The 20,707-nt window shown below is 32.1% G+C and carries 14 protein-coding genes; 1 reads left to right on the top strand and 13 read right to left on the bottom strand.

The window, feature by feature from the left end:
* Window positions 1–9 precede the first annotated feature (9 nt).
* Entirely contained in the window at window positions 10–1,029 is a 1,020-nt protein-coding gene (locus MRU_RS00135) for a DNA cytosine methyltransferase (RefSeq protein WP_012954834.1), read from the top strand.
* A gap of 4 nt (window positions 1,030–1,033) precedes the next feature.
* Here MRU_RS00135 and MRU_RS00130 read toward each other — a convergent pair whose 3' ends face one another.
* The 13 genes from MRU_RS00130 to MRU_RS00070 form a co-directional block, all read right to left on the bottom strand.
* Window positions 1,034–1,228, bottom strand: a complete 195-nt coding sequence (locus MRU_RS00130) for a hypothetical protein (RefSeq protein ID WP_048812323.1) — start codon at window positions 1,226–1,228, stop codon at window positions 1,034–1,036.
* Window positions 1,225–1,806 carry a hypothetical protein gene (locus MRU_RS00125; RefSeq protein WP_012954833.1) on the bottom strand — a complete coding sequence of 194 codons (582 nt, stop codon included), beginning with the start codon at window positions 1,804–1,806 and terminating at the stop codon, window positions 1,225–1,227. Before MRU_RS00125 ends, MRU_RS00130 begins: the two co-directional genes overlap by 4 nt.
* Complete coding sequence (locus tag MRU_RS00120) at window positions 1,796–2,554, bottom strand: hypothetical protein (protein WP_012954832.1); 759 nt, start codon at window positions 2,552–2,554, stop codon at window positions 1,796–1,798. The genes MRU_RS00125 and MRU_RS00120 overlap by 11 nt, the downstream gene beginning before the upstream one ends.
* A 169-nt stretch (window positions 2,555–2,723) precedes the next feature.
* Complete coding sequence (locus MRU_RS00115; RefSeq protein WP_143714271.1) at window positions 2,724–3,167, bottom strand: hypothetical protein; 444 nt, start codon at window positions 3,165–3,167, stop codon at window positions 2,724–2,726.
* Window positions 3,168–3,187: 20 nt separating this feature from the next.
* Window positions 3,188–3,442: a hypothetical protein gene (locus MRU_RS00110; protein WP_012954830.1), complete on the bottom strand. Its 255-nt coding sequence runs from the start codon at window positions 3,440–3,442 to the stop codon at window positions 3,188–3,190.
* 100 nt (window positions 3,443–3,542) lie between these two features.
* Window positions 3,543–4,100 carry a YdeI/OmpD-associated family protein gene (locus tag MRU_RS00105; protein ID WP_012954829.1) on the bottom strand — a complete coding sequence of 186 codons (558 nt, stop codon included), beginning with the start codon at window positions 4,098–4,100 and terminating at the stop codon, window positions 3,543–3,545.
* Between the two features lie 426 nt (window positions 4,101–4,526).
* Window positions 4,527–10,532, bottom strand: a complete 6,006-nt coding sequence (locus MRU_RS00100) for a lectin like domain-containing protein (protein WP_048812322.1) — start codon at window positions 10,530–10,532, stop codon at window positions 4,527–4,529.
* A 169-nt stretch (window positions 10,533–10,701) separates the two neighbouring features.
* Window positions 10,702–11,913 carry a DUF11 domain-containing protein gene (locus MRU_RS00095; protein WP_048812321.1) on the bottom strand — a complete coding sequence of 404 codons (1,212 nt, stop codon included), beginning with the start codon at window positions 11,911–11,913 and terminating at the stop codon, window positions 10,702–10,704.
* 268 nt (window positions 11,914–12,181) lie between these two features.
* On the bottom strand, window positions 12,182–13,057 hold the full coding sequence (locus MRU_RS00090) for a toll/interleukin-1 receptor domain-containing protein (RefSeq protein WP_012954826.1): 876 nt from the start codon (window positions 13,055–13,057) through the stop codon (window positions 12,182–12,184).
* Window positions 13,058–13,084: 27 nt separating this feature from the next.
* Window positions 13,085–14,023 (bottom strand): toll/interleukin-1 receptor domain-containing protein, encoded by a 939-nt coding sequence (locus tag MRU_RS00085; RefSeq protein WP_012954825.1) that lies wholly within the window; start codon window positions 14,021–14,023, stop codon window positions 13,085–13,087.
* The gene (locus MRU_RS00080) at window positions 14,020–14,526 is read right to left on the bottom strand and encodes a hypothetical protein (protein ID WP_012954824.1); all 507 of its coding nucleotides are present in this window, start codon (window positions 14,524–14,526) and stop codon (window positions 14,020–14,022) included. Before MRU_RS00080 ends, MRU_RS00085 begins: the two co-directional genes overlap by 4 nt.
* A gap of 86 nt (window positions 14,527–14,612) precedes the next feature.
* Window positions 14,613–18,458, bottom strand: coding sequence for a C1 family peptidase (locus tag MRU_RS00075; RefSeq protein ID WP_012954823.1), 3,846 nt, complete (start codon window positions 18,456–18,458; stop codon window positions 14,613–14,615).
* Window positions 18,459–18,776: 318 nt separating this feature from the next.
* Window positions 18,777–20,240, bottom strand: coding sequence for an ATP-binding protein (locus tag MRU_RS00070; RefSeq protein ID WP_012954822.1), 1,464 nt, complete (start codon window positions 20,238–20,240; stop codon window positions 18,777–18,779).
* Window positions 20,241–20,707: the final 467 nt, after the last annotated feature.

The raw sequence follows: 20,707 nt of genomic DNA, 5'->3' as shown, positions 1-20,707 counted from the left end.
GGAATTAATATGGTTTCAAAAAAAAGAGCAATGCAATACACATTAGAAGATTTTAAAGAGAAAAATCTTGATGAAACTGAAGAAAACGATAAAGATTTCACATTCATTGATTTATTTTCAGGTATTGGTGGGTTCAGATTAGCCTTTGAGTCAGTAGGTGGAAAATGTGTCTTTAGTTCAGATATTGACAAATGGGCCAATGAAACTTATTATATGAACTTTGGAGAATATCCTCATGGAGATATAAGTGAGATTCCTGCAAATCAAATACCTGATCATGACATTTTATGTGCAGGATTTCCATGCCAGCCATTTAGCATAGGAGGATATAGAAAAGGGTTTTGTGATACCAGAGGGACTTTATTTTTTGAAATTGAAAGAATACTTAAAGCTAAAAAACCCCAAATGTTCCTACTGGAAAACGTTAAAGGCTTAACAAACCATGACAAGGGAAAAACATTTAAAGTTATCAAGGAATCCTTATGGAATTTAGGATATTCAATATTTTACCAAGTTTTAAATTCAAAAGACTATGGAGTCCCTCAAAACAGGGAAAGAATATTCATAGTTGGGTTTAAAGACAATGTAAATACATTCAAGTTCCCATTACCTTTTGAAAATAAAGCCAATATTAATGATTTATTGGAAAAAAATGTTAAAGATCATGAGTTAAGTGGAATTGCTTCAGATCATCTAAAAAAGCATTATGAAGAATTCTTAAAAAATAAAAAAGTTAATAAAAATTATCCCATTTTCGCTACAGAAATTAGGCCTTCAAGATGTTCTATTAGGAATGATGGCAATTCTCCTTGTTTAACTGCTAAAATGGGTACTGGTGGCAATAATGTCCCGGTATTAGTAAATGAAAATAGGAAATTAACTGTTCGTGAGTGTTTAAGACTTCAAGGATTCCCAGAGAATTATAAAATTAAAGATAATTATTCTCAAAGCTATAAGCAGATTGGAAACAGTGTAACTGTTCCAGTTGTTACTTTGATAGCTAAGGAAATGATAAAATATTTAAATTAATATTTTATCTCCCTTTAGGTTTTATTACAATAGTAAAGTCACCTCTACTCCTACCAGATCCAGTAGTAGGTTTAAATGGAATATAACATGAATCTTTTAATTCACCATTCTCATATAAATAATGGACAGTAAAGGGTTCTTCAAAATTTCCTATTCCTTGAAATATAAATCCTGCAATTTCTTCATTACTATTAATCATTTCCTCAATCTTTTGATTAGAAAAACTTTTAATTTTTTATATGAAGAAATATCTAAATCTGAGCTGGAAACTACATCAAAAGATTTAAAATACTTTATAAAGTCTTCAAAATTAGTATTCCAGCCAGTTAAGACTTGAGGATTTTTTTCTAAATCATCCACATCTCTACAATATATTGAAGCTCCAGCCCCCAATTCATAACAACCAAAAATATCTTTAAATGTATTAGGTCCCATTTTTGTTATTTGATATCTACTAGAATTTTGAAGTTTGACTGAAATGCCAGTGTATTTTATAGGTTCCAAATCAAAGTCTTCTGTATTATCTTCGCTTAGATAGAAATCATTATCTTCTAAATAGCTATAAGGAACATTACCTTTAGCAATATAAACATCTGCTTTAGGATAAACTTTTTTATTACTTATTTTACTAAATTTTTGATATAAAACATGTATTGCAAAATGACAATTATGATCTAAATTTAATACATCCCAATAAGATAAGTCCTCTTTTTTGTTTAATAATTTTACAAAGGATATTTCTTCTTCTGTACCTTCTGCAGTTCCTCTATTTGTCATCTTTTTTCTCCTTATAAATCTTAACTAAATCCTTACCAACTGAACTCCATTTTAATTGAATAACCCCTCTTTTATTTTCAGATTTATCTCCACCATTAATATTCCTATTCCATGCTTGGAATGTTAATCTGCCTATAGGAATAGGGGAGCTGCTTTTTTCATTTTTATCATCCGATAACCAATCAATAACGGATTGAGATTCAACAATAATACCTTTATCTGGTGTTCCATAATAAATAAAATCAGGCCTAGATTTAGATTTAGGTCCTTTAATGACAAAACGTTCTATTAAATCTCTTTTAACAGTATAGAAAAATTCTCTAATATTTCTTATTTTTTCAGGGAATTGTTTTCTAAATTCAGAAGCGCTTAATCTATCTGAAACTTCACCAGTACCATCTAAAGTTCCATCACCCCAAATAAAAAACCTTATATCATCAGATAATACATTAGAAATACCATATTCTTCTTTTAAAAAAGAAACAAACTCTTCTAATTTTTCTTGATGGACACTATTTCCAGTTCCTTTTTTTATACTGACATTAAAATTTTGAGAATTAATATCAATAGTCAAATCTGTTTTATTTACTCCACCTTTTTTATAAGCCTTAATAATAAAATCTTGAGAAATTTCTTCACCATACATATCTAAAATCATTTGTTTTAAATTATCGTTCAAATCCATAAATTTTTTATTATTTAAAGCTTCTAACATTAAATCTTCGTTTTTAAAACCATCTTGTCCCATACATATCACCCTTCTGTAATTCTTTAAAGTAAATATCTAATTAAAAAAAATAAACTTAAAAATTATAGCACTAATATTATTTTTTTTAAACACTACCCCCTCAAAAAAAGAAAATATAAATTAAAGTCTATTACTAATAATATTAATGTATTACTATTTATTTTTAAATTTAATAACTTACCCACTTAAAACTATCCAAAATGCCATCTATAGGACTATTATTCAAATCCATACCTAAAGGTCCCTTATAATCAATCACAACAAGATCTCTACCATTTTCACAAAAGTACAAAATTCCCATTTGGAACTCCTGATAATAAGGCTTCTCCTCTATATAAAAATCCCCTTTGGTATAATTGACACCATTTCTAAAGTCATAGCACCTGTGCCTTTCAAGCATATCCATCAGAGTCTTCCTGTCTGTGGAATTGTCCATAATGGAAATTGAAATGCTATAATAGTCCTCATTCTCCAATAGTACGAAATCATCGCTTGCATTCTCTATATGATAGCCCTCTGGAATATCAAAATCAAAGCTATCTGCAGCTGCTATAGGTGAAACTATAGAAATCAGCAATAAGGCCATAAGAATAATCAAATAATCAGTCTTCATAATATAATCTTTAGGGTTTCTCATATTAATTCTATTTCATTATCATCTGCATACTCTACTGCAAAATACTTAATATCATCATAGATTGTATCTAAAAAGCTGTTGATAGCATCATCCAATGAGTTCCTATCCACCTTTCCATCTATTTCCAATTCTAAAATCAATGAACGTCCCAATTTTTCAAGATCTATTATAGAAACATGATCTACTTCCATATTATCATATTTAATTTGATGCTCATTGCCATCTATATTTAAAATTATCTCATTTGCCATGAATAAATATTATTTATCCTTCTATTTAATGCTTTATATTAAAAAACAATAACTAATAATCCTTGGTTTACCATATAAAACTATTTATAAAAAAATAAAATCATATAAGCCTTCCATCATCATTCCAGTTTCCTTTCATCTTATTGTCCTTTGTGTCCTTAATAAAATTAGCCAACTTTTTATCAAATGCTTCCCTATCTTTTTCCTTTTGAATATTAGCTATCCTTATTCTTTTATAAAGGTCTGGAAAGTTCTTAAAATTATTCCAAGTCTCATTATCCTTCTTCAATTCATCTAAAATATCTGAATCTATAATAAAATCTTCCTCTAAATCGGGAAGGCTTTCATATCCGCTATCTGTCATAAGGCCATTTCTTATAAGCCATCGACATCTTTCCTTATTAAGCTGAGACCAATTGCTGTTTTTTCTCCTTGGAGAGAATCTTTGCATTCTCTTTCCATCTATCAGCCCATAGGTGGAATCGATCCATCCGAATGACAATGCCACATAGGCTGCATCGACATAGGACAACTCATCCTTATCGGCCTTTCCCCTTTTGCAGTTGACCCAGCATTCCCTTTGGCTGGAATGGTTTTTTATCATCCACTCCCTAAACTCTTCAGAGCTCTTCAAGTCCAGTATATTCTCATATTCCATATTATAATATTGAACCGATATTTTTAATATAATTTTTTAAAGAAAAGAGAGTTTAAAAAAAAAAATATTGAACCAAATAAAAAAATAGAAAACTAAAAAAAAGAAATTATATGACCTTAATAACTGCTTAAAATAAGTTAATCGAGGACTCAGCTATTAAAATCATAACGGATTGTTGATAAAAAAAACCTTGGTTGTGTGTGTTTGATTTGTGGTTGAGCGATAATATGAGGAGGCATATTATCATAAAAAGAAATTTTTATAATTTAGAAATGATTAAATTATAAAAATTACGAGATATAACAATTGTTATATGCTGTATATAATAATATAACTATTGTTATATATAAAGTTTTTGGTTAAGAAAGAATTAATAATTAAATTTTAAAAAAAGAATAAAAAAATAAAATAAAAATAATAATCTATTTACTTTTTAACAGTTAAAACAACCGCCTTCTTCAAGCCATTATAAAGCTTATTACCTGCAAAGCTAACAACTGCCTTGAACTTGCCTATTTTAGCCAATTTCAAATTGAATGTTACCTGACCTTTGGCATTAGTCTTAGCGGTATAAGTCTTTCCAGCCACCTTAATAGTGACCTTAGCATTCTTCAATGCCTTTCCAAGGTTGTTCTTAAGAGTGACTGTATACTTTTTAGCATTCCTTAACTTAAAGGTCTTTTTAGAGGCAGTCAATTTAGGGTTTGCCTTTTTAACAACTACCTTTACCTTCTTGCTTGCGCTTGCATAATAGTCATTGCCTGCAAAGCTGATATATGCAGTATATGTCTTTGGCTTAAGACTAATGGCTATGGAAATCTGACCCTTTGAATTAGTCTTTGCTTTAATTGTTTTTCCATTCAATTTAACAGCAATATTAACACCAACTATAGCTTTTCCACTACTGTCCTTTAAAGTAACTACAAGATTCTTACTATTTCCATAAACTTTAGTGAAAGTAGACAGAGAAGAGAGGGTAGTTTTCCTTAAAACTTTCAAAGTTCCATTCTTTACAATACAATTGCTTGCAAGATCCTTAGAAAGATTTCCAGTAAGGATATAAGAGCCATACTTCAATGAAGAAGTGTTAAGGAAATAGCCATTAAGCTTGACATTAAATGGAATCTTAAACTTTTGAATGTCAGATCTATTGTTCTTGTTTATTAGAATCACTTCTATCTCCTTCATTCTAAGGACAGTCATATAATCATCGTCATCAACCAATCTGCATATCTCAAGCATATTGTTATTGATTTTATCCTCCCAGCCATCATCATTCAAGTCCCTGGATATCTCAACGCCTCCTCCTCTGATAAGCTCTATATTATTGAACTCAAGATCCAAGGCTAATTTATGAGCTATCTTTTCTCTGAAGTAGTAAATCTCAGGAGCACCACTGATATAAAAGCTATTTTCATCAAAGTATAAATCTCCATATGCCTGGCCATTTGAAGCATAATCATAAGCAAAGCAGATAAGTTCCACCTTACCAGAACTTACAGTCACTTCAGAATCTGTAATGTTAAGGGCATTTACTGAAAAGATTGCACTTCCATACTTTGAAGCAGAGTTATCCATGAAATAAGCCCATCTAATAGTTAGATTTGAGAATTCAAGTGCGCATATTGCACCGCCCCTCTCTTTAGCACTGTTTTCAGTGAAATTTCCTTCATTGATATAGGATGTGCTGTTTACAAGATAGATTGCACCTCCATCCTTATAGGCTTCATTGTAATTAAAGCCAGTGGTATGAATGTCAAGGTCAGCTATAGAATAAATGGCGCCTCCATTGTTTGCATAATTATAATTGAAACTTGAATCTAAAAGATAACAATAGCTTTCTAAGTATATTGCACCGCCATAGATGGCCTCATTTTCAATAAAGTTTGAATCTATAATTTCACATGATTCATTTCCAACTATGGAAGCTGCACCTCCATAAACTGCAAAATTGGAATCAAATAGAGAATTCACTATATAACAGCTGCCATCACAACAAACAGCACCACCAAGATCTGCATAATTGGAATCAAAATAAGAATTCACTATAAAACAAGTGCCTTCACAGTAAACAGCACCACCGGCATCTGCAGAATTAGATTCAAATAGAGAATTCACTATAAAACAAGTGCCTTCACAGTAAATTGCACCTCCACAAGCAGTAGAACTAGAATCAGAACTGGAAGTAGAAGTAGAACTAGAACCAGAAGCACAATTACTAATGAAATAACAATTAGAAACTGTCAAATTTCCATTAGAAACTATTGCACCATTATCTGCATTCATAAACTTAATGTTTCTCAAAGTAAGATTATCACCTGAACTTAGTCTAAAAATGCCTGAATCAGAAGAACCATCAATTATATGGCCTTTTCCATCAATAATTAGAGATTTATTTATCTCTATATAATCATCAACAACAGACTCATCACCACTAGAGAAAGCATAATCCTTATCCAAACTGATTATGGAACCGTTCTTAGCATTTCTAATTATATCCTGAAGTTCCTTGAAAGTTCCTGGGTTTGAGGCATCCAAATCATCAACATCAAAGATTGAATCCTTTACTACTTCAAAATCAAACTCTACAATATCAGATGAGTATATATTGGACTTGAACTGGGCCTTAAAGTCATAATGGCCAATCTTATCAAAGCTGATATCCAAATAGGCAACTCCCTCATTGACCCTTACATAATAGAATTCATCATTGATATGAACCTCTATATAATTTTCATATTCATCCTGATAATTTCTCCATTCTGGAATGCTCATGGCTATAATGATAGTTTCATTGGCTGAAGCCCTTGTAAATGAGCCTACCTTAAGCTGGCATATTTCATATTGGCTTAACTCTGTTCCTTCTGAGGTGATTATGCTATGATTCTTAGAGTTCACTATAGAGGAATCCGAATTCATTCTCCAATTGGAAGTGAATGCCTTTATGCAAGCTACTTGTGAAGTGTTTGCCTTGATGCCAAGTGAAGAGAACTCATTGGATGAAGCTAAATTGCTCAAGTCAATCCAATCCTTGCCGTTTAAACTCATGAAAGATGCATTTGAAGGCAGTGAAGTTCTGTACAATTCATCAGCTTGGCAAACAGGAATCCTGTTTTGATTGTCATTCAGCAATTTTATGATTATCTCAAACTCATCCCCCTCCTTCAAGGTCAGGTTATAGCCTAATGGAATGGTATGATATCCAGCCGGAGAATGATGGATAGAAGTCAATATGTCTTTGCCATCCTCTGTTTTTGTAATGACATTGCCATTTATGGAAACTGAATAGGTGAAATCGGTCTCCTTATCAAAATATGTGGAAAATGCATATAGGAATTCATTGTCCTCTGCTATGAACTTGTTCTTATAATAGGCATTTGTGGAATTTAAAATCAGGAAATCGCTTAATCCTGAAAAGTCATATTGATATATGTCAGTATATCCAATGTCATTTTCCTTAAATGAAAATGTATATGCATGCATATATGGAGCTATCTCCTCTGAAAGCTTTTGCTTATAGGAAAGGTATCCGAAACCGCCATCTCCCCATTCATAGCCCCAGCTGTTTTTAAATATCCAGGCGCCCTTTGCATAGTTTCCTAAGGAGTCAATGTCATCATAATCATCATCCCATCCTATAATGGAAACTGAATGGAATCCGTTGGAAACCTTATTTTCCACCCAATCGAAGGTCACTGAAACGGCTCCGTTATTCATTATCGCCCTTTTGTACTCATCATTATCCAAGCTGTTTTTACGAGGAGCCAAGAAATCAATGTCAAGAATGTGGAATACTGAAGGAAGATCTATGGATAGGGAGGATAATGGATTATATGTATCATATTCCTCATAGATAGGACCTAGCCAGCTTGCAAGATAAGCAAGGAACATTGTGTCATATCCTCCATTGTTTGTGTCTATGTTCAAGCCATAAATGGATGATATGGCCATAAGGTTTTTAGCATTGCCCTCTGAAAAGCCGAATTCCTCTCCGGTTACCTTTTCAAGGCATGCCTCAAGGGTTGCAATTCCTGAAAATGCCCAACAGTTGCCTCCAATGCCTTGGTCTTTAACAGCTATATCTGAATCATCATCCTCATCTTCATAATCATCTTCTGAATCTCCACCACCTCTAGGGTCATAGAATGAAGGCAATGACTCGTTTGAAGGGTAATAGTGAATCAATGGGACCAAACCTTCATTGCTTTCAAAAGAAATTCCCATTCCATAATCTGAAAACAATCCCTTTTCTTCATATTCATCGGTATAAACATTGCCGCTATTGGAGATTTCTCCATAATATTGGTCGATATATATCCTTGGGCCTCTTATGCCTTGAGAAAATAGAAACTGATTATTTGTAATGTTCTTTATTGTCTGAGGACTTCTTATATAAATGGAGCCTCCATACTGACCGTATGAATTTGAAAAGAGAGAGCCGTTAATGTCTAAAGTTCCATAAAGGAAATAAATGGATCCGCCATAATATTCAGCAGAGCTTTTGTAAAAATTATTGTTATTAATGGATAGATCAGTGTTTAAGGAACAGATTGAACCGCCGAAATATGAATAGCAATTGGTGAAGTCTGAATCAGAGCAATTCAAAATGGAATTTATAGAGTAGATTCCACCTCCGCCGTTATCCCTTGAGCTGCAGTTTTCAAAGCTGGAATCTGTGATTTGGACATAGTCGTTGTTGAAGCTTAATGAGCCTCCAAATCCATTGGAGAATGAATTTGAAAATGAGCAGTCATCTATATAGATCATGCTGTATTGGGAATAGATATCTCCCCCTGAAGTCAAGCCAAAATTGTTATTGAATTTATTAGAAGAAATATTCAAGACAGACTGAAGAGAGTATATTGCTCCGCCAATATTTCCTTCCATAAGGTGATATGCTCCAGAAGCAGGAATATAGACATATTCATCTTCAATTTCATAGTATTGAATAAAAGAGGAGTTTTTAGAATAAACATTAGACTTATTTGCAAATATTGAACCTCCCCTATCTCCAACGCTACTCTCAAAAAGGGATGAGTCAATGAAAATATCAGAGTTCATAGCATAAAGGGCACCTCCGCATAAAGCGCAATTCTCCTCAAATACAGAGGAATCAATATGAACATCGGAATCTGAAGCATATATGGCACCGCCATCATTTTTTGCCTCATTTTCGGAAAAATTACAATGGGTAAAATACAAGCCGTGAGACTCGCTTATATAAAATACGCCACCGCCAATGGAAGGTGTTTCATCTAATTCAGGGTTAGAACCAGAATTTCCAGTGAAATTACAAGATATGAAAGAGGAGTCATAGCAATTGTCCAAATAACAAACAGCACCATAATAATCAACTTGATTATTCCAATAGCTACAGTTAATGAAAGAGGAATTATGGCAATCGCCTAAATAAAAGGCACCGCCATCCTTAGCGCTGGAAGTGTCAAATACGCAATCAATGAAAGAGGAATTATCGGAATAATCCAAATAAAAGGCCCCTCCTGTATAATCTACGCTATTGCCCTCTGAAGTACAGTTGAAAAAGTAAGAATAATCACTATAAGTTATAAATACGGCTCCTCCGTCAGATGCCTCATTTCCAAAAAAGATACAGTTGACAAGGCGAGAATAATCACTATCAGCCAATATAAGAGCTCCGCCGTTCTCCCCAATATTCTCATTAAACTTGCAATTTACAAAGGAGGAGTAATCGCTGCCGGATAAAAATACAGCACCCCTATCACCATAGTTATAATTGAAGCTGCAATTGTTAAACTCGATATGATCAGAGCCAATAAGATTTATAGCTCCATTCTCGTCCCCGTCGCCCTTTCTAAATATTATGTTCTTAAAGACAACGTTTGAAGCATCATTGATGAAAATCAGATTTGATTTCTTTAAACCGTCAATGACATGGCCTTTTCCATCGATTGTGATAGACTTGTTTATCACTATTCCATATTTGCCTTTAAAGTCATCATTATAGAGGTAATTCTTATCCAGATAGATTGTTGAGCCTTTGCTTGCCTTGTTTATCTTAGTTTGAAGCTCTGTAAATGTTCCGGTTTTAGAGGCCTGTACAGCCTTTAAAAAGCTATCTTTATGGTTATTTATTTCATCATCAATATTAGGATTAGGGTTAATAGAATCAGAATTAATAGAATCAGAATTAATAGAATCAGAATTAATAGAATTAGAATTAATTACACTATCATTCATAGAATTTATATTATTTTCATTACTTAAATCTGAAGAAGAACTATCAATAGCTAAATCATCCCCTTCTAAAGCAGAAGAACTATCAATAGCTATATTATCATCACTTATCTCCATCGTTAAGTCATTAGCGCATTCATTTGCACTAACTGCAGAAATGGTTCCAATCACTAGAACCATTAATAAGAAAACAAAAAACAATTTTTTATTTATCATAATCCTCATTCCATTAAATTTGTACCTAATTCCGTTAATCGTTAATTAAATATAAAATTAATTAAATACCTTCATTTCATTAACTATTCAATATTTAATTAATTTTACACTCTCATTTTTAATAATATTAATTTAAATAATTGATAATAAAAAATTAAAAAAGAAAATTTTATTTTGAAGATTTAACCTTATCATAGCCAACTATAGATGCTAAAACAACTAAAAAGGCTGCAAATACAATAATAGGGATTCTTGTATAGTCATAAACAAATAAAGCCTCATAAATGTCCTTTGAATTAAGGAATCCTCCATTTGAATTATATCCAAAACCTAATGCTCCACCGATGTTTTTGGAAAGAGAATGATAATCTATATTCTGAGCATTGAATAATTTCAATTTATTTCCTAAAGATCTAGTCTTGGTATGGGAATTTCCTTCAGATTGGCCTTCTTCATTGCCGCCATCGTCTTCTGAAGAGTCCTCTTCATATCTATATATAAAGTCCGTATCAACCATACTAGCATAATGAACATTATGCTGAATTCCCTCTCTTTCATCACTTGTCTCTGTAATGTTAGAAGTGATCTTTGATGAACCGGTCCTTATGGAAATGATTAGGAAGTTATTCAATAGATTAACATCATTTGAATCGGTAGTAGCATAAGCCTTGTTTATATATGTACCATCTCTTTTCAATCTTGTCAATATTGTCAAGCTTGCATTTTTAGAAGATTCCAAGTCACCAACAGTCCAAATTCCATTTTCCGGATCGAATGTTCCCATTGTAGCATTATGTGATAAATACTGTAAATTTTCAGATAAAACGTCACGAACTTGGGTATTATAGCTGGTTCCATTGAGAGAGGAAACAGTTATAATCCATGGAACTTCGCTTCCTGCACGGTTATATTGCTTGTTGGTCAATGATGTCTTTACATCCATATTAATAAACAAATCGACATTGTCATTTGAATCTTTAAGAAGCTTATCTCCTTTATTTACACTTTCAAGCTGTTTTTCATCCTCTAAATTAGAAGTTTTAAGCTGTTTATCATCTGAATTAGATAGTTGATTATGATTCGTCAAATCGATAGAGCCTTTGCCATCATCCATAGATAAATAAGAATCATCCAAATCGCTTCTTGATAAATAAGAATCATCAAGAACACCTTTAGATAAATAATTATCACTAATAGAACTGCTAGATAAATAATTATCTTTTATAGGTCCATTGAATAAATAATTATCCTTAGCATGGTCTATAACTAAATTGGAATCAGAAGACTCATCAATAACTATATTTTCACTTGCTGCAACAGTTCCAAGTGAAAATAGGATTATCAAAATCACTGCCAATATTAAACTACGCTTAAATTTCATTTTCACCATAATCTATTTTTTATTGATTAAATCAGATAATAGTCCATTTTCATTTTCTTATAATTCTCTTCGAAATTAAAAAAACCGAATAAAATATTCGATTTTAAAATTCATTGGAATTAAAAAGATCAAACAACAGATTATTACCCAATATATAAAATTGATAGGAATTAAAAAAACTAAATAATAAAATATTACAATCCGACTAAATCCTTTCCGCAAAGCAGAAAACTACAATCCAAGATTATAACCCATCGAAATGCAGAAACTACAATCCAAGATTATAATCCTCTTGGGAGAGTATTTTATTATCCATATCAGTTAATTTAAACCCAATATGCTTAATATCACCTTTATTTATATCACCACTCCATATAATGCCTGATTTAAACTCATCGGCTGTTGAATTTACCTCATAAACCACATTATCCTTATCATCAAAGAATTGAAGGTTCATAAAGTATCTATCAGAATCACTTGGCAAATTATATGATTCGCCATATATCGTATACTTATTGCCTTTGGCCAATTCATCCACTTCAACATGGGTTACATCCATGGAGAATACACCGCTATCGGTGATGTTCTGGCCTGTAGGCACTATTACAAATAAATAAATTAAAATTAAAACTGCTGCTATTAAAGCCGCTGCTCCAATAGCTTTCTTTATATTGTTTTCCTTTCTTTTAGGATTAGACCTTTCAATTGTCTTGACTGAATTAGAATCAAGCTTAATATCATCTGTTGGTCTATCTAATATATCTGAAGTCTCTTTTACAAGAGTCTTTAATTGTCTTTTGCTATGAGGATATGCCACTATCTTCTTTTTGCTTATTAAAATAAATTCCAAATCCTTTGGAATGCTTGTCTCATCAAGCTTAAAGAGTATAATTGGAATTTCTTTTGAAAATGCTATGTCTGTTTCATTTATAATATAATTGGTGTTCTTTCCATTCTTTGAATAGACCAATACAAAACATTTGGAATTTCTTATAGCCTCTGTTAGATTGCGGGCTGCATCCTTTGAAGATACGTCTCTTGAGCGAATCCAAGTCTTAATATTATTCTCTTCAAAGATACGGCAAATGGCCTCTGCACAATCTTTATCTTCCTCATCATAGCATATAAAAACATCATGACTCATAATTAAGCCTCATAATTGTTAAACAGATTACATTTTATAATACATACCATAAAGATACTCAAAGAGATCCTTATCAAAAGACATCAGTCCTAAAACAGAATATCTGGTTAAAAACTCATTTCTAATAACCAATCCATGAATTATGGCCAATATCCAGCATAATATAAATATTAAATTAAATAACCTAAATATCGGATAAATAAGGAATAATCTGGTAAATACCTGGAAATACAAAAGCAATCCGATTACTGTTGGAATCGCATATAAAAATCCTAACAATGTCCATGATTTTTTCTTTGAAACAAGGCCCATATAAATAAATGAAGCCCAATAGATTGGAGTAAACAGCAATATAAGTGATATCCAATTTTTCTTTTGCTTGGATATGTCTTCTGGAATGAAGCCGTCTAAGCTTGTAATTACAGTTCTTGGCCTTTCATTGCATAATTTTAAAGCGTCAGTAACCAATGTCTCATACTGACTTTTAGGATTTGGATATGCCGGCAGCCATTGAGCCACCTTTAAATAATATCCCATAATGTCATTAGGCTCTGTTTGATCAATATTAAATGAAATAATAGGCTTATTATAGCTGAATGCCATCATAACTTCATTGTTTACATATTTGGATTCCTGTGAATATTTTGAAAATACTAAAACGACTATTTTAGTTGATTTGATTCCATCTGCTATCTCATCAACATAATTTTTGCCAGATGAAATGTTTCTTGGAGCAATCCAGCATTCAAGACCGTTCTTTTCAAGAAGGTAGCATATCTCATTTGCTATATCTGAGTTTTTAGTTGAATAGCTGATGAATACGTCATGCTTTCCATCGCCATCTGAATCTGCTAAAGATTTATCATTTAGCCTTTCTAAAGAAACATCAAAATCTTGACTCTCATCAGGAGAACCACCAAGATTAACCACTTCACCATCATCCTTTATCAGTTCATATGGACTCATATTACCACCTGACTTCCATATACAGTATCTACAACAAATTCCCTATTGTTTCCATCAAATAGATAAACGGTTGCTTCCTTATTAAAGGATAAACTATCCTTATCAAATGAATCGACAGAGATAATCATGGAATGATAATTAAATCCTTTATCGTCTTCCAATTCTACTGTCAGCACATAGCAAGTCTCATTTTTTAAATCTAAAGTACCGGACTTATGGAACTTAGAATATTGATTCAATATATTTTTAACTTTACCATCTGAAGAGTTTAGCTTGCTAACGTCCATATTATAGAAACTGTTTAATCCATTTCTAAATTCTACTGTGTCTCCACTGACTGAATAGGCAGAACTTGAAGGACAAGATATATTCATTGAATCAGTAGCATTCACCATACGAAACTGATATCCGTTGGATTGATAATCAATAAGAGAATAGCAACCATAAAGGATTAAAATAATAACTGTTGCTATAATCAAATATTCAATCAATTTTTTATTCATTTTTTACACCTATGAAGCATAATACTAATTTAAACGCTAATTTACACCTAAAATATAGCCATATAAAAGTTTAATCAAATTTATTCCTATTTAACACTCACAGTAGCCTTAATAGTGTCCTTAAGATAGGTCACAGTGAAAGTGTACTTTCCTCCCTTTTTAAGACCATTAATAACAGCTTTCTTAAGGGTTAAAGTTGCAATTCCTTTAGCATTGGTCTTGACCTTATAGGTCTTTCCCTTAAACTTAATGGTCAGCACCTTATACTTAAGAACTGTTTTTCCCTTAAGTGTGACTTTAATTGAAAAGCTCTTTGCTTTCTTCTTGACAGTGAGACTATTGGTCTTTAAGACCTGCTTTACAGTTATCTTCTTGGACAGGCTTTGACCAGCATAAGTCATCTTAATTGAGTATACCTTGGCCTTTGCGCCATTTGGAGTTAATGTATTAGGTATCTTAAGGCTGATATATCCGTTTGCATCTGTCTTTAGCTTGTAGGTCTTCTTATTGAGAACTACAGTTACTGTCTGTCCCTTTCCAACTGCCTTAGCATCATTACCCATTATTCTAACCTTATAGCATGTGCCATCGAAATAGAACATGCTAATGTCTTTAGCGCCGCTGAATCTTGAGACAACCTTGATTGTGGCATTGGAAACCTGGCCGCTTATAAGGTTCTTGACAGACAACTTATGTGTTCCAATGGCCAAATTCTTAAAGGAGATATTATAAGTTCCATCATCCAATGTGGTTAAAGTCTTTGACTTTCCATCCAATGTGTAAGTGAATTGACTATTGTTTAAAATCTCTCCATTTTCATCTTTAAAGGATAGGCTAAAGCTTGCTGTAGCCTTATATCCTATGTTCTTATTAGAAACTCCTCCGATTGTGCTGAAGACTTTAAAGCTATTTATTATTTTCTCTCCAGCATATGAGCTTGTGTAGAAATAAGTTCCAGGGCCTAATACCAAATCGAATTGAGCCACTCCATCTACGACCTTAGCAGAGCCTAAGCTCTTACAATTTGAATCTGTTAGGCTGATTGTAGTACCTTCAAGCTCAGATTCAATAGCTAGCTTCTTATCTGAACCGTAATAAGTGCTTTGGTCTCTAGTTATCTTTGTGTCATTAAAGGTATATACCTTAATGCAAGCTATTTGGCCTCTTTGGCTTAAGTCAATCTGTTCGCCGTCAACGGTTAAAAATGAGCTTCCCTTAGGAAGATGGATCCTAGTATCATCAACATAAGGCATGGCAGATGAGCTGATGGCAACTGTAAATGTTTCTCCCTTATTTACAGCGATATACTTATTCAATTTAATGGTATTGTATCCTACAAATGCAGATGTGCCCTTTTGCTGATAGGCCTTTTTGCCATTTACATAAACTGAAATGACATAGTCGTCATCCTCATATTCAAAGTAGGTTCCAACAGCGGCAATCAGGTCATCCCCATTTGAGGTGAACTTATTGGAATAGATAACCCCATCATAATCGCCGTCATCAAAGTCATCGTAATTAGTCAAGTCATATTGATAAAGCTTATTGTAGCGAAGAGTATTATTTAATAGATAGGCTACTGCATAGCAGGACCTTAGGCTTTCGTCATAGTAGGAGATATAATAGTATCCATTCTTTCCCCAGTCAGATCCCCAGCTATTCTTTACAATCCATGCCCCATTTCCCTTAGGGGTAATGAGGAAATTGTTTTTGGAATAGTTGTCATCCCATCCCACAATGCTTATGATGTGATTGGCGGAAGCCTCATCATCATTGCAGTATTGGGCATAGGTCTTTTCATTGAAAAAGTCATTGGAATCTGAATCTGCACCATTTGCTGAGGCAGACAATGCCCCATATTTGATTAATCCATCCTTTATTGAGCTTGTATTTGCAGGGTCTAGGAAAATCACATCCAAGATATGATAATTATCTTCAGAGAACAATTGAGGGGATATCTTACCGAATTGGTCATACTCATCGATAGAGCTATTATTAGGACCTAGCCAGCTTAAGTAGTATGCAAGGGCGGTATAGTCATAGCCTCCTTCGGTAAGGGAAGGCTTTCCATAAAGGCTATATCTTAATCCTGCAGACTGTATATTGTTTTCAGATATGTCTAAGCTTACTCCAGTTGCCTTTAAGATTGCTGACTCAAGGGCCGCTGCTCCTCCAAATGCCCAGCATGCTCCGCTGTCTCCTTGGTCCTTAACAGGTGTCACCAATCCCAAATCAACCAGATTAAAGTATTTGTCCTTGATAGTGGCATTAATTTTAACTGGATTCAATATAATGTCTTGACCAAGATTGGATACAAAATAAGGATATTCCACATTGTTTAACTTATTTCTATCGCCGCCCCAAGTATTATTATTTAGAGAGGACTTTACAGTGGTGCTTTTACCTGTTTTAGAATTTTTTACAGTTCTTGTGCGGTCAAAGAATGAATGTATTGCCACATCATTGTTTGAAAACGTACTGCCACTTATATTATAAAAGCTATCGTAAATATAAATGGCTCCTTCGCAGGAAGGATTGCTTAAGACATTAGAATTTTCGATTTTCAAGTCTCCATTGTCAAAATAGATTGCAGAGCCTTTCATTTCATTTGCTACATTATTTGAAAATTTGCTTTTACTGGTGTAAAAGCTGACATTGGAAGTATAAATGGCACCACCATAGTAGTTGGCAGTATTCTCTGTAAAATTTGATCTGTATATCTTTAATTTACCTCCAAGCTGCAATACAGCTCCTCCAAAGTCAGACTTGGAATTTACAAAGCTAGAATCCTTAATGATTGTCTCTTCGCTGGATTTTTCCTCATCCACATTCATGTCTGCATAAATGACTCCGCCATTTCTTAAAGAGGAGACATTGTTAAATTCAGATTTTTCAACGGTAAGGCTAGCATTCCTTACTCCAATGGCTCCTCCTGTGAATTTGGAGAATAGATTAGTAAAATGAGAGTTGGAGATTTCTATTATATAATCGCCATATACTGCAGTTGAGTAATTGGATACGGTGTTTCTAAACAAACAGTCTTCTATATATATTTCAGTCTCATCCCATCCATAGATAAAGGACCAGTCAATCGGTTTTTGAGACTCAAATAAGCCATCATAAACATCTATTACACTGCATTCGCCATAGATGGCTGATCCTGAAGGCGCATAGTTATCTATAAAATTATCATGACTGCTGTAGAAATAAGAGTTGTCAAGATATACGCATGCACCAGAGCTCTTGTCATAATTGTTTGAAAAAGTGACATAATTTGTAGTGAAATCACAGCTAGTTAAGATTAGAGAGGATATCTTACAGTTTTGAAAGCTAAGGTTATTTATGACAAATTCACCATTTTCAAAGTTAAATCCACCAGCAATTCCATTTCCATCTATAATATGGCCGTTTCCATTGATTGTAAGCTCATAGTCTTCATCAAAGGTTAATACGATTCCTTTTTTAAGACTTTTGTCAATAGTGCTATCGTATATATAGTCGTATTTTAAGTTAAGCACATTCTTAGCACTCTTTATATCCTTTAGCAGGTCTGTATATGTCTTTGTGCCTTCAGCCAATTCATTTGAAGACAAGCTTTTTTCTAAGGCCTTATCTTCAATAGTAGTTGAGTCAATAGAACAAGAGTCTTCAATCACAGATGATCTAGAAGATAAAGAATCATTTAAAACCAAATCATTAGAATAATATGAATCCAATCCATTAGAAGAACCTTCTGAAACTAAGGCACTAGAAGAATCATCTAAAGAGCCAGAAGAATCTATTAAAATTTCATTAGAATTATCACTTAAAACAAAATCATTAGAAATATCTAAATCGGCATTAGAATAATCATTTTCTACAGCTGCAGCTGCTCCAATCGATAAAATTAAAATTAATAATAAAATGATTATGCTATTTTTATATAATTTCATAAAAATCCCCAAAATTATATTTAATTAACTTATTGAAAGGTTTTTTAATAATTTTTTATTTAGTCAATAAATTGTTTTATAATTATTAAATATTTTGTAAGTTCTTATATATAATATAAATATATTTAATTTGGAATAATGTTAATTTATTAGGAAGTTTTTATGAATTTTTATCAATAATTTTGCATCAAATTTAATCAATATAAGCTAAGATTTGAAAAATAATGAAAGAAAAAAAGATAGAAGTTTTAGAAATAGAAAAAAGAAAAGCTTCCCAAAGGCAATCTTATAAAAAAGAAAAGCTTCCCAAAAGCAATCTCATAAAAAAGAAAAGCTTCTTGGAGGCAAATAAATAACATTTCCCTGTCTTTCTATAAACTTGGTCTTATTAGATATAACAATACCATAATCAGCCCTATAATCACTAATAGACTTGGAAATTTGCTTATCGCCTTTTTTTCCAATACCTACTTCTATAGGAATTGGCTTATTAAAACCTTCCTTAATAATAAAATCAACAGTAGTCTTATTTTTTTCATCATCATTTGCATCATAAAATAGATTGAAGGAAATATTTTTCCTATTTGTCCAATTAAAGAAAGTGGATGCTACAAGATTTTCTAATAAGATACCTTCATAAGATTTTACATCTCTCATAGAACTACCTAAATCCTTAACTAAAGCATGTTTTAGGGAAGAACTAGCAAAAAAATATTTCCATGATTTTTTAGATCTTTTGGCGGCAGAACCATAAGGCTCTGTATGAAATATCAAATGTGTCTTTTCCAAAAGGTCTATTATACCCTTAACAGTTGTAGGAGATACATTTAAAAAATTAGCTAATTTATTTTGTGAAATGTCCCCTGGCTTTTGCACCGCTAAAAAATTTAATAGCCTAATGCTGTTAATATACTTTTCACTTGAAATAGTGGAAATATTAGCAATATCGCTTATTAAGACTTTTTTAACTACTTCCCTTAACCTTTGAGAAACATTATCATCATTTTTCTCATAAAAGGATATGGGAAATCCTCCATTTCTTAAAAAATCATCCCATACATTATCATTATAGCCTTCTAAATTATACAATTTAGAATAAACTTCCCTTTCACATTGAATGGCTTTCTTCTCATCACCTAAAAATATCAGGTCACTTAATGCATCAGAGAATTCATCATAGTGAAAACCATATTTTAATTTTAAAAAATGACCGTAATTTAAAGGAGTGATGCTTTTTTTCAATAATCTTCTTGCAGAATCAGCATTATATTCTAAATTCAATGCAGATGAACCAGTAAATATTAAAAAAACATTATTAGTCTTATCATAAATTCTTTTACCAGCCCCTGCCCAATTAGAATCATACTGTGACTCGTCAATAAAAATAAAGATCTTCTTATCTAAAGTTCTTAAATTAGAATTATGATGAAGCTTCAAGAAGCAGTTAACGACATCTAAAATATTAATATCCATATAGTCATTTAAATCATCACAGGAGATATAAAGAATTTGATTATGATTGATTTCCTTTTCTCTTAATAAATATTGATATAACTGGTAAATAATGGTTGTTTTACCTAAACCCCTTAGTCCAGGTAACACTATGTATCTATTGGTATAGTTACCTTCTAAAAAATCATCCACATAATTTTTTATCTCATAAAACTCCTCACGACAACGAAACTTCTCATTTCTTATTTTAAGTTTATCATTTAAGCTGAATGGAACAGTGTTAATTTCATTATTAATATAATCGATTAAAATATCTTCTTTTTCATACATTTTTCTCACCTAATAAATTATATAAAATTGTTAATATATAAATGTATCCAATATACTGGACACCTATTTATAAAAGGATATCAAGTAAACTGAACACCTATTTATAAAGAGGTATCCAATATACTGGACACCAAGATATAAATGCATATCTAAAAATAGAAAAAATCGAAAAATTATTATCCAATTGTATAAAAACAAATTAAAAAGAGTACTAAAAGAAAAATAGTCAATAAAAAAAAGCAACTTACAAAAAGTAAGTTGCTTACGAACATTTGAAATTCACCAAAAAAAGAAGAACTAATTTTTAGTGAAAATTATAAAACTTAATTAAGCTTTATAAACATGATTAGATAATTTAAATTATCTATACATTCTTTATGAAATTTTAAATATTTAAATTTTTAGTTTAAATTAAATTTCACATGATATATTATGTTCATTAAGATATTTAAATATATGGTAAATTT

Origin of the sequence: Methanobrevibacter ruminantium M1 (assembly GCF_000024185.1) — an archaeon.
GTDB lineage: Archaea > Methanobacteriota > Methanobacteria > Methanobacteriales > Methanobacteriaceae > Methanobrevibacter > Methanobrevibacter ruminantium.
Note: the sequence above shows the minus strand (reverse complement) of the source record. Positions and strands in the feature narration are given on the sequence as shown.

What these genes read in the sequence shown, in the direction of transcription:
- MRU_RS00135 (WP_012954834.1), top strand. Translation starts at nt 10, where the DNA reads ATGGTTTCAAAAAAAAGAGCAATGCAATACACATTAGAAGATTTTAAA.
- MRU_RS00130 (WP_048812323.1), bottom strand. Translation starts at nt 1,228, where the DNA reads ATGATTAATAGTAATGAAGAAATTGCAGGATTTATATTTCAAGGAATA.
- MRU_RS00125 (WP_012954833.1), bottom strand. Translation starts at nt 1,806, where the DNA reads ATGACAAATAGAGGAACTGCAGAAGGTACAGAAGAAGAAATATCCTTT.
- MRU_RS00120 (WP_012954832.1), bottom strand. Translation starts at nt 2,554, where the DNA reads ATGGGACAAGATGGTTTTAAAAACGAAGATTTAATGTTAGAAGCTTTA.
- MRU_RS00115 (WP_143714271.1), bottom strand. Translation starts at nt 3,167, where the DNA reads ATGAAGACTGATTATTTGATTATTCTTATGGCCTTATTGCTGATTTCT.
- MRU_RS00110 (WP_012954830.1), bottom strand. Translation starts at nt 3,442, where the DNA reads ATGGCAAATGAGATAATTTTAAATATAGATGGCAATGAGCATCAAATT.
- MRU_RS00105 (WP_012954829.1), bottom strand. Translation starts at nt 4,100, where the DNA reads ATGGAATATGAGAATATACTGGACTTGAAGAGCTCTGAAGAGTTTAGG.
- MRU_RS00100 (WP_048812322.1), bottom strand. Translation starts at nt 10,532, where the DNA reads ATGATAAATAAAAAATTGTTTTTTGTTTTCTTATTAATGGTTCTAGTG.
- MRU_RS00095 (WP_048812321.1), bottom strand. Translation starts at nt 11,913, where the DNA reads ATGAAATTTAAGCGTAGTTTAATATTGGCAGTGATTTTGATAATCCTA.
- MRU_RS00090 (WP_012954826.1), bottom strand. Translation starts at nt 13,057, where the DNA reads ATGAGTCATGATGTTTTTATATGCTATGATGAGGAAGATAAAGATTGT.
- MRU_RS00085 (WP_012954825.1), bottom strand. Translation starts at nt 14,023, where the DNA reads ATGAGTCCATATGAACTGATAAAGGATGATGGTGAAGTGGTTAATCTT.
- MRU_RS00080 (WP_012954824.1), bottom strand. Translation starts at nt 14,526, where the DNA reads ATGAATAAAAAATTGATTGAATATTTGATTATAGCAACAGTTATTATT.
- MRU_RS00075 (WP_012954823.1), bottom strand. Translation starts at nt 18,458, where the DNA reads ATGAAATTATATAAAAATAGCATAATCATTTTATTATTAATTTTAATT.
- MRU_RS00070 (WP_012954822.1), bottom strand. Translation starts at nt 20,240, where the DNA reads ATGTATGAAAAAGAAGATATTTTAATCGATTATATTAATAATGAAATT.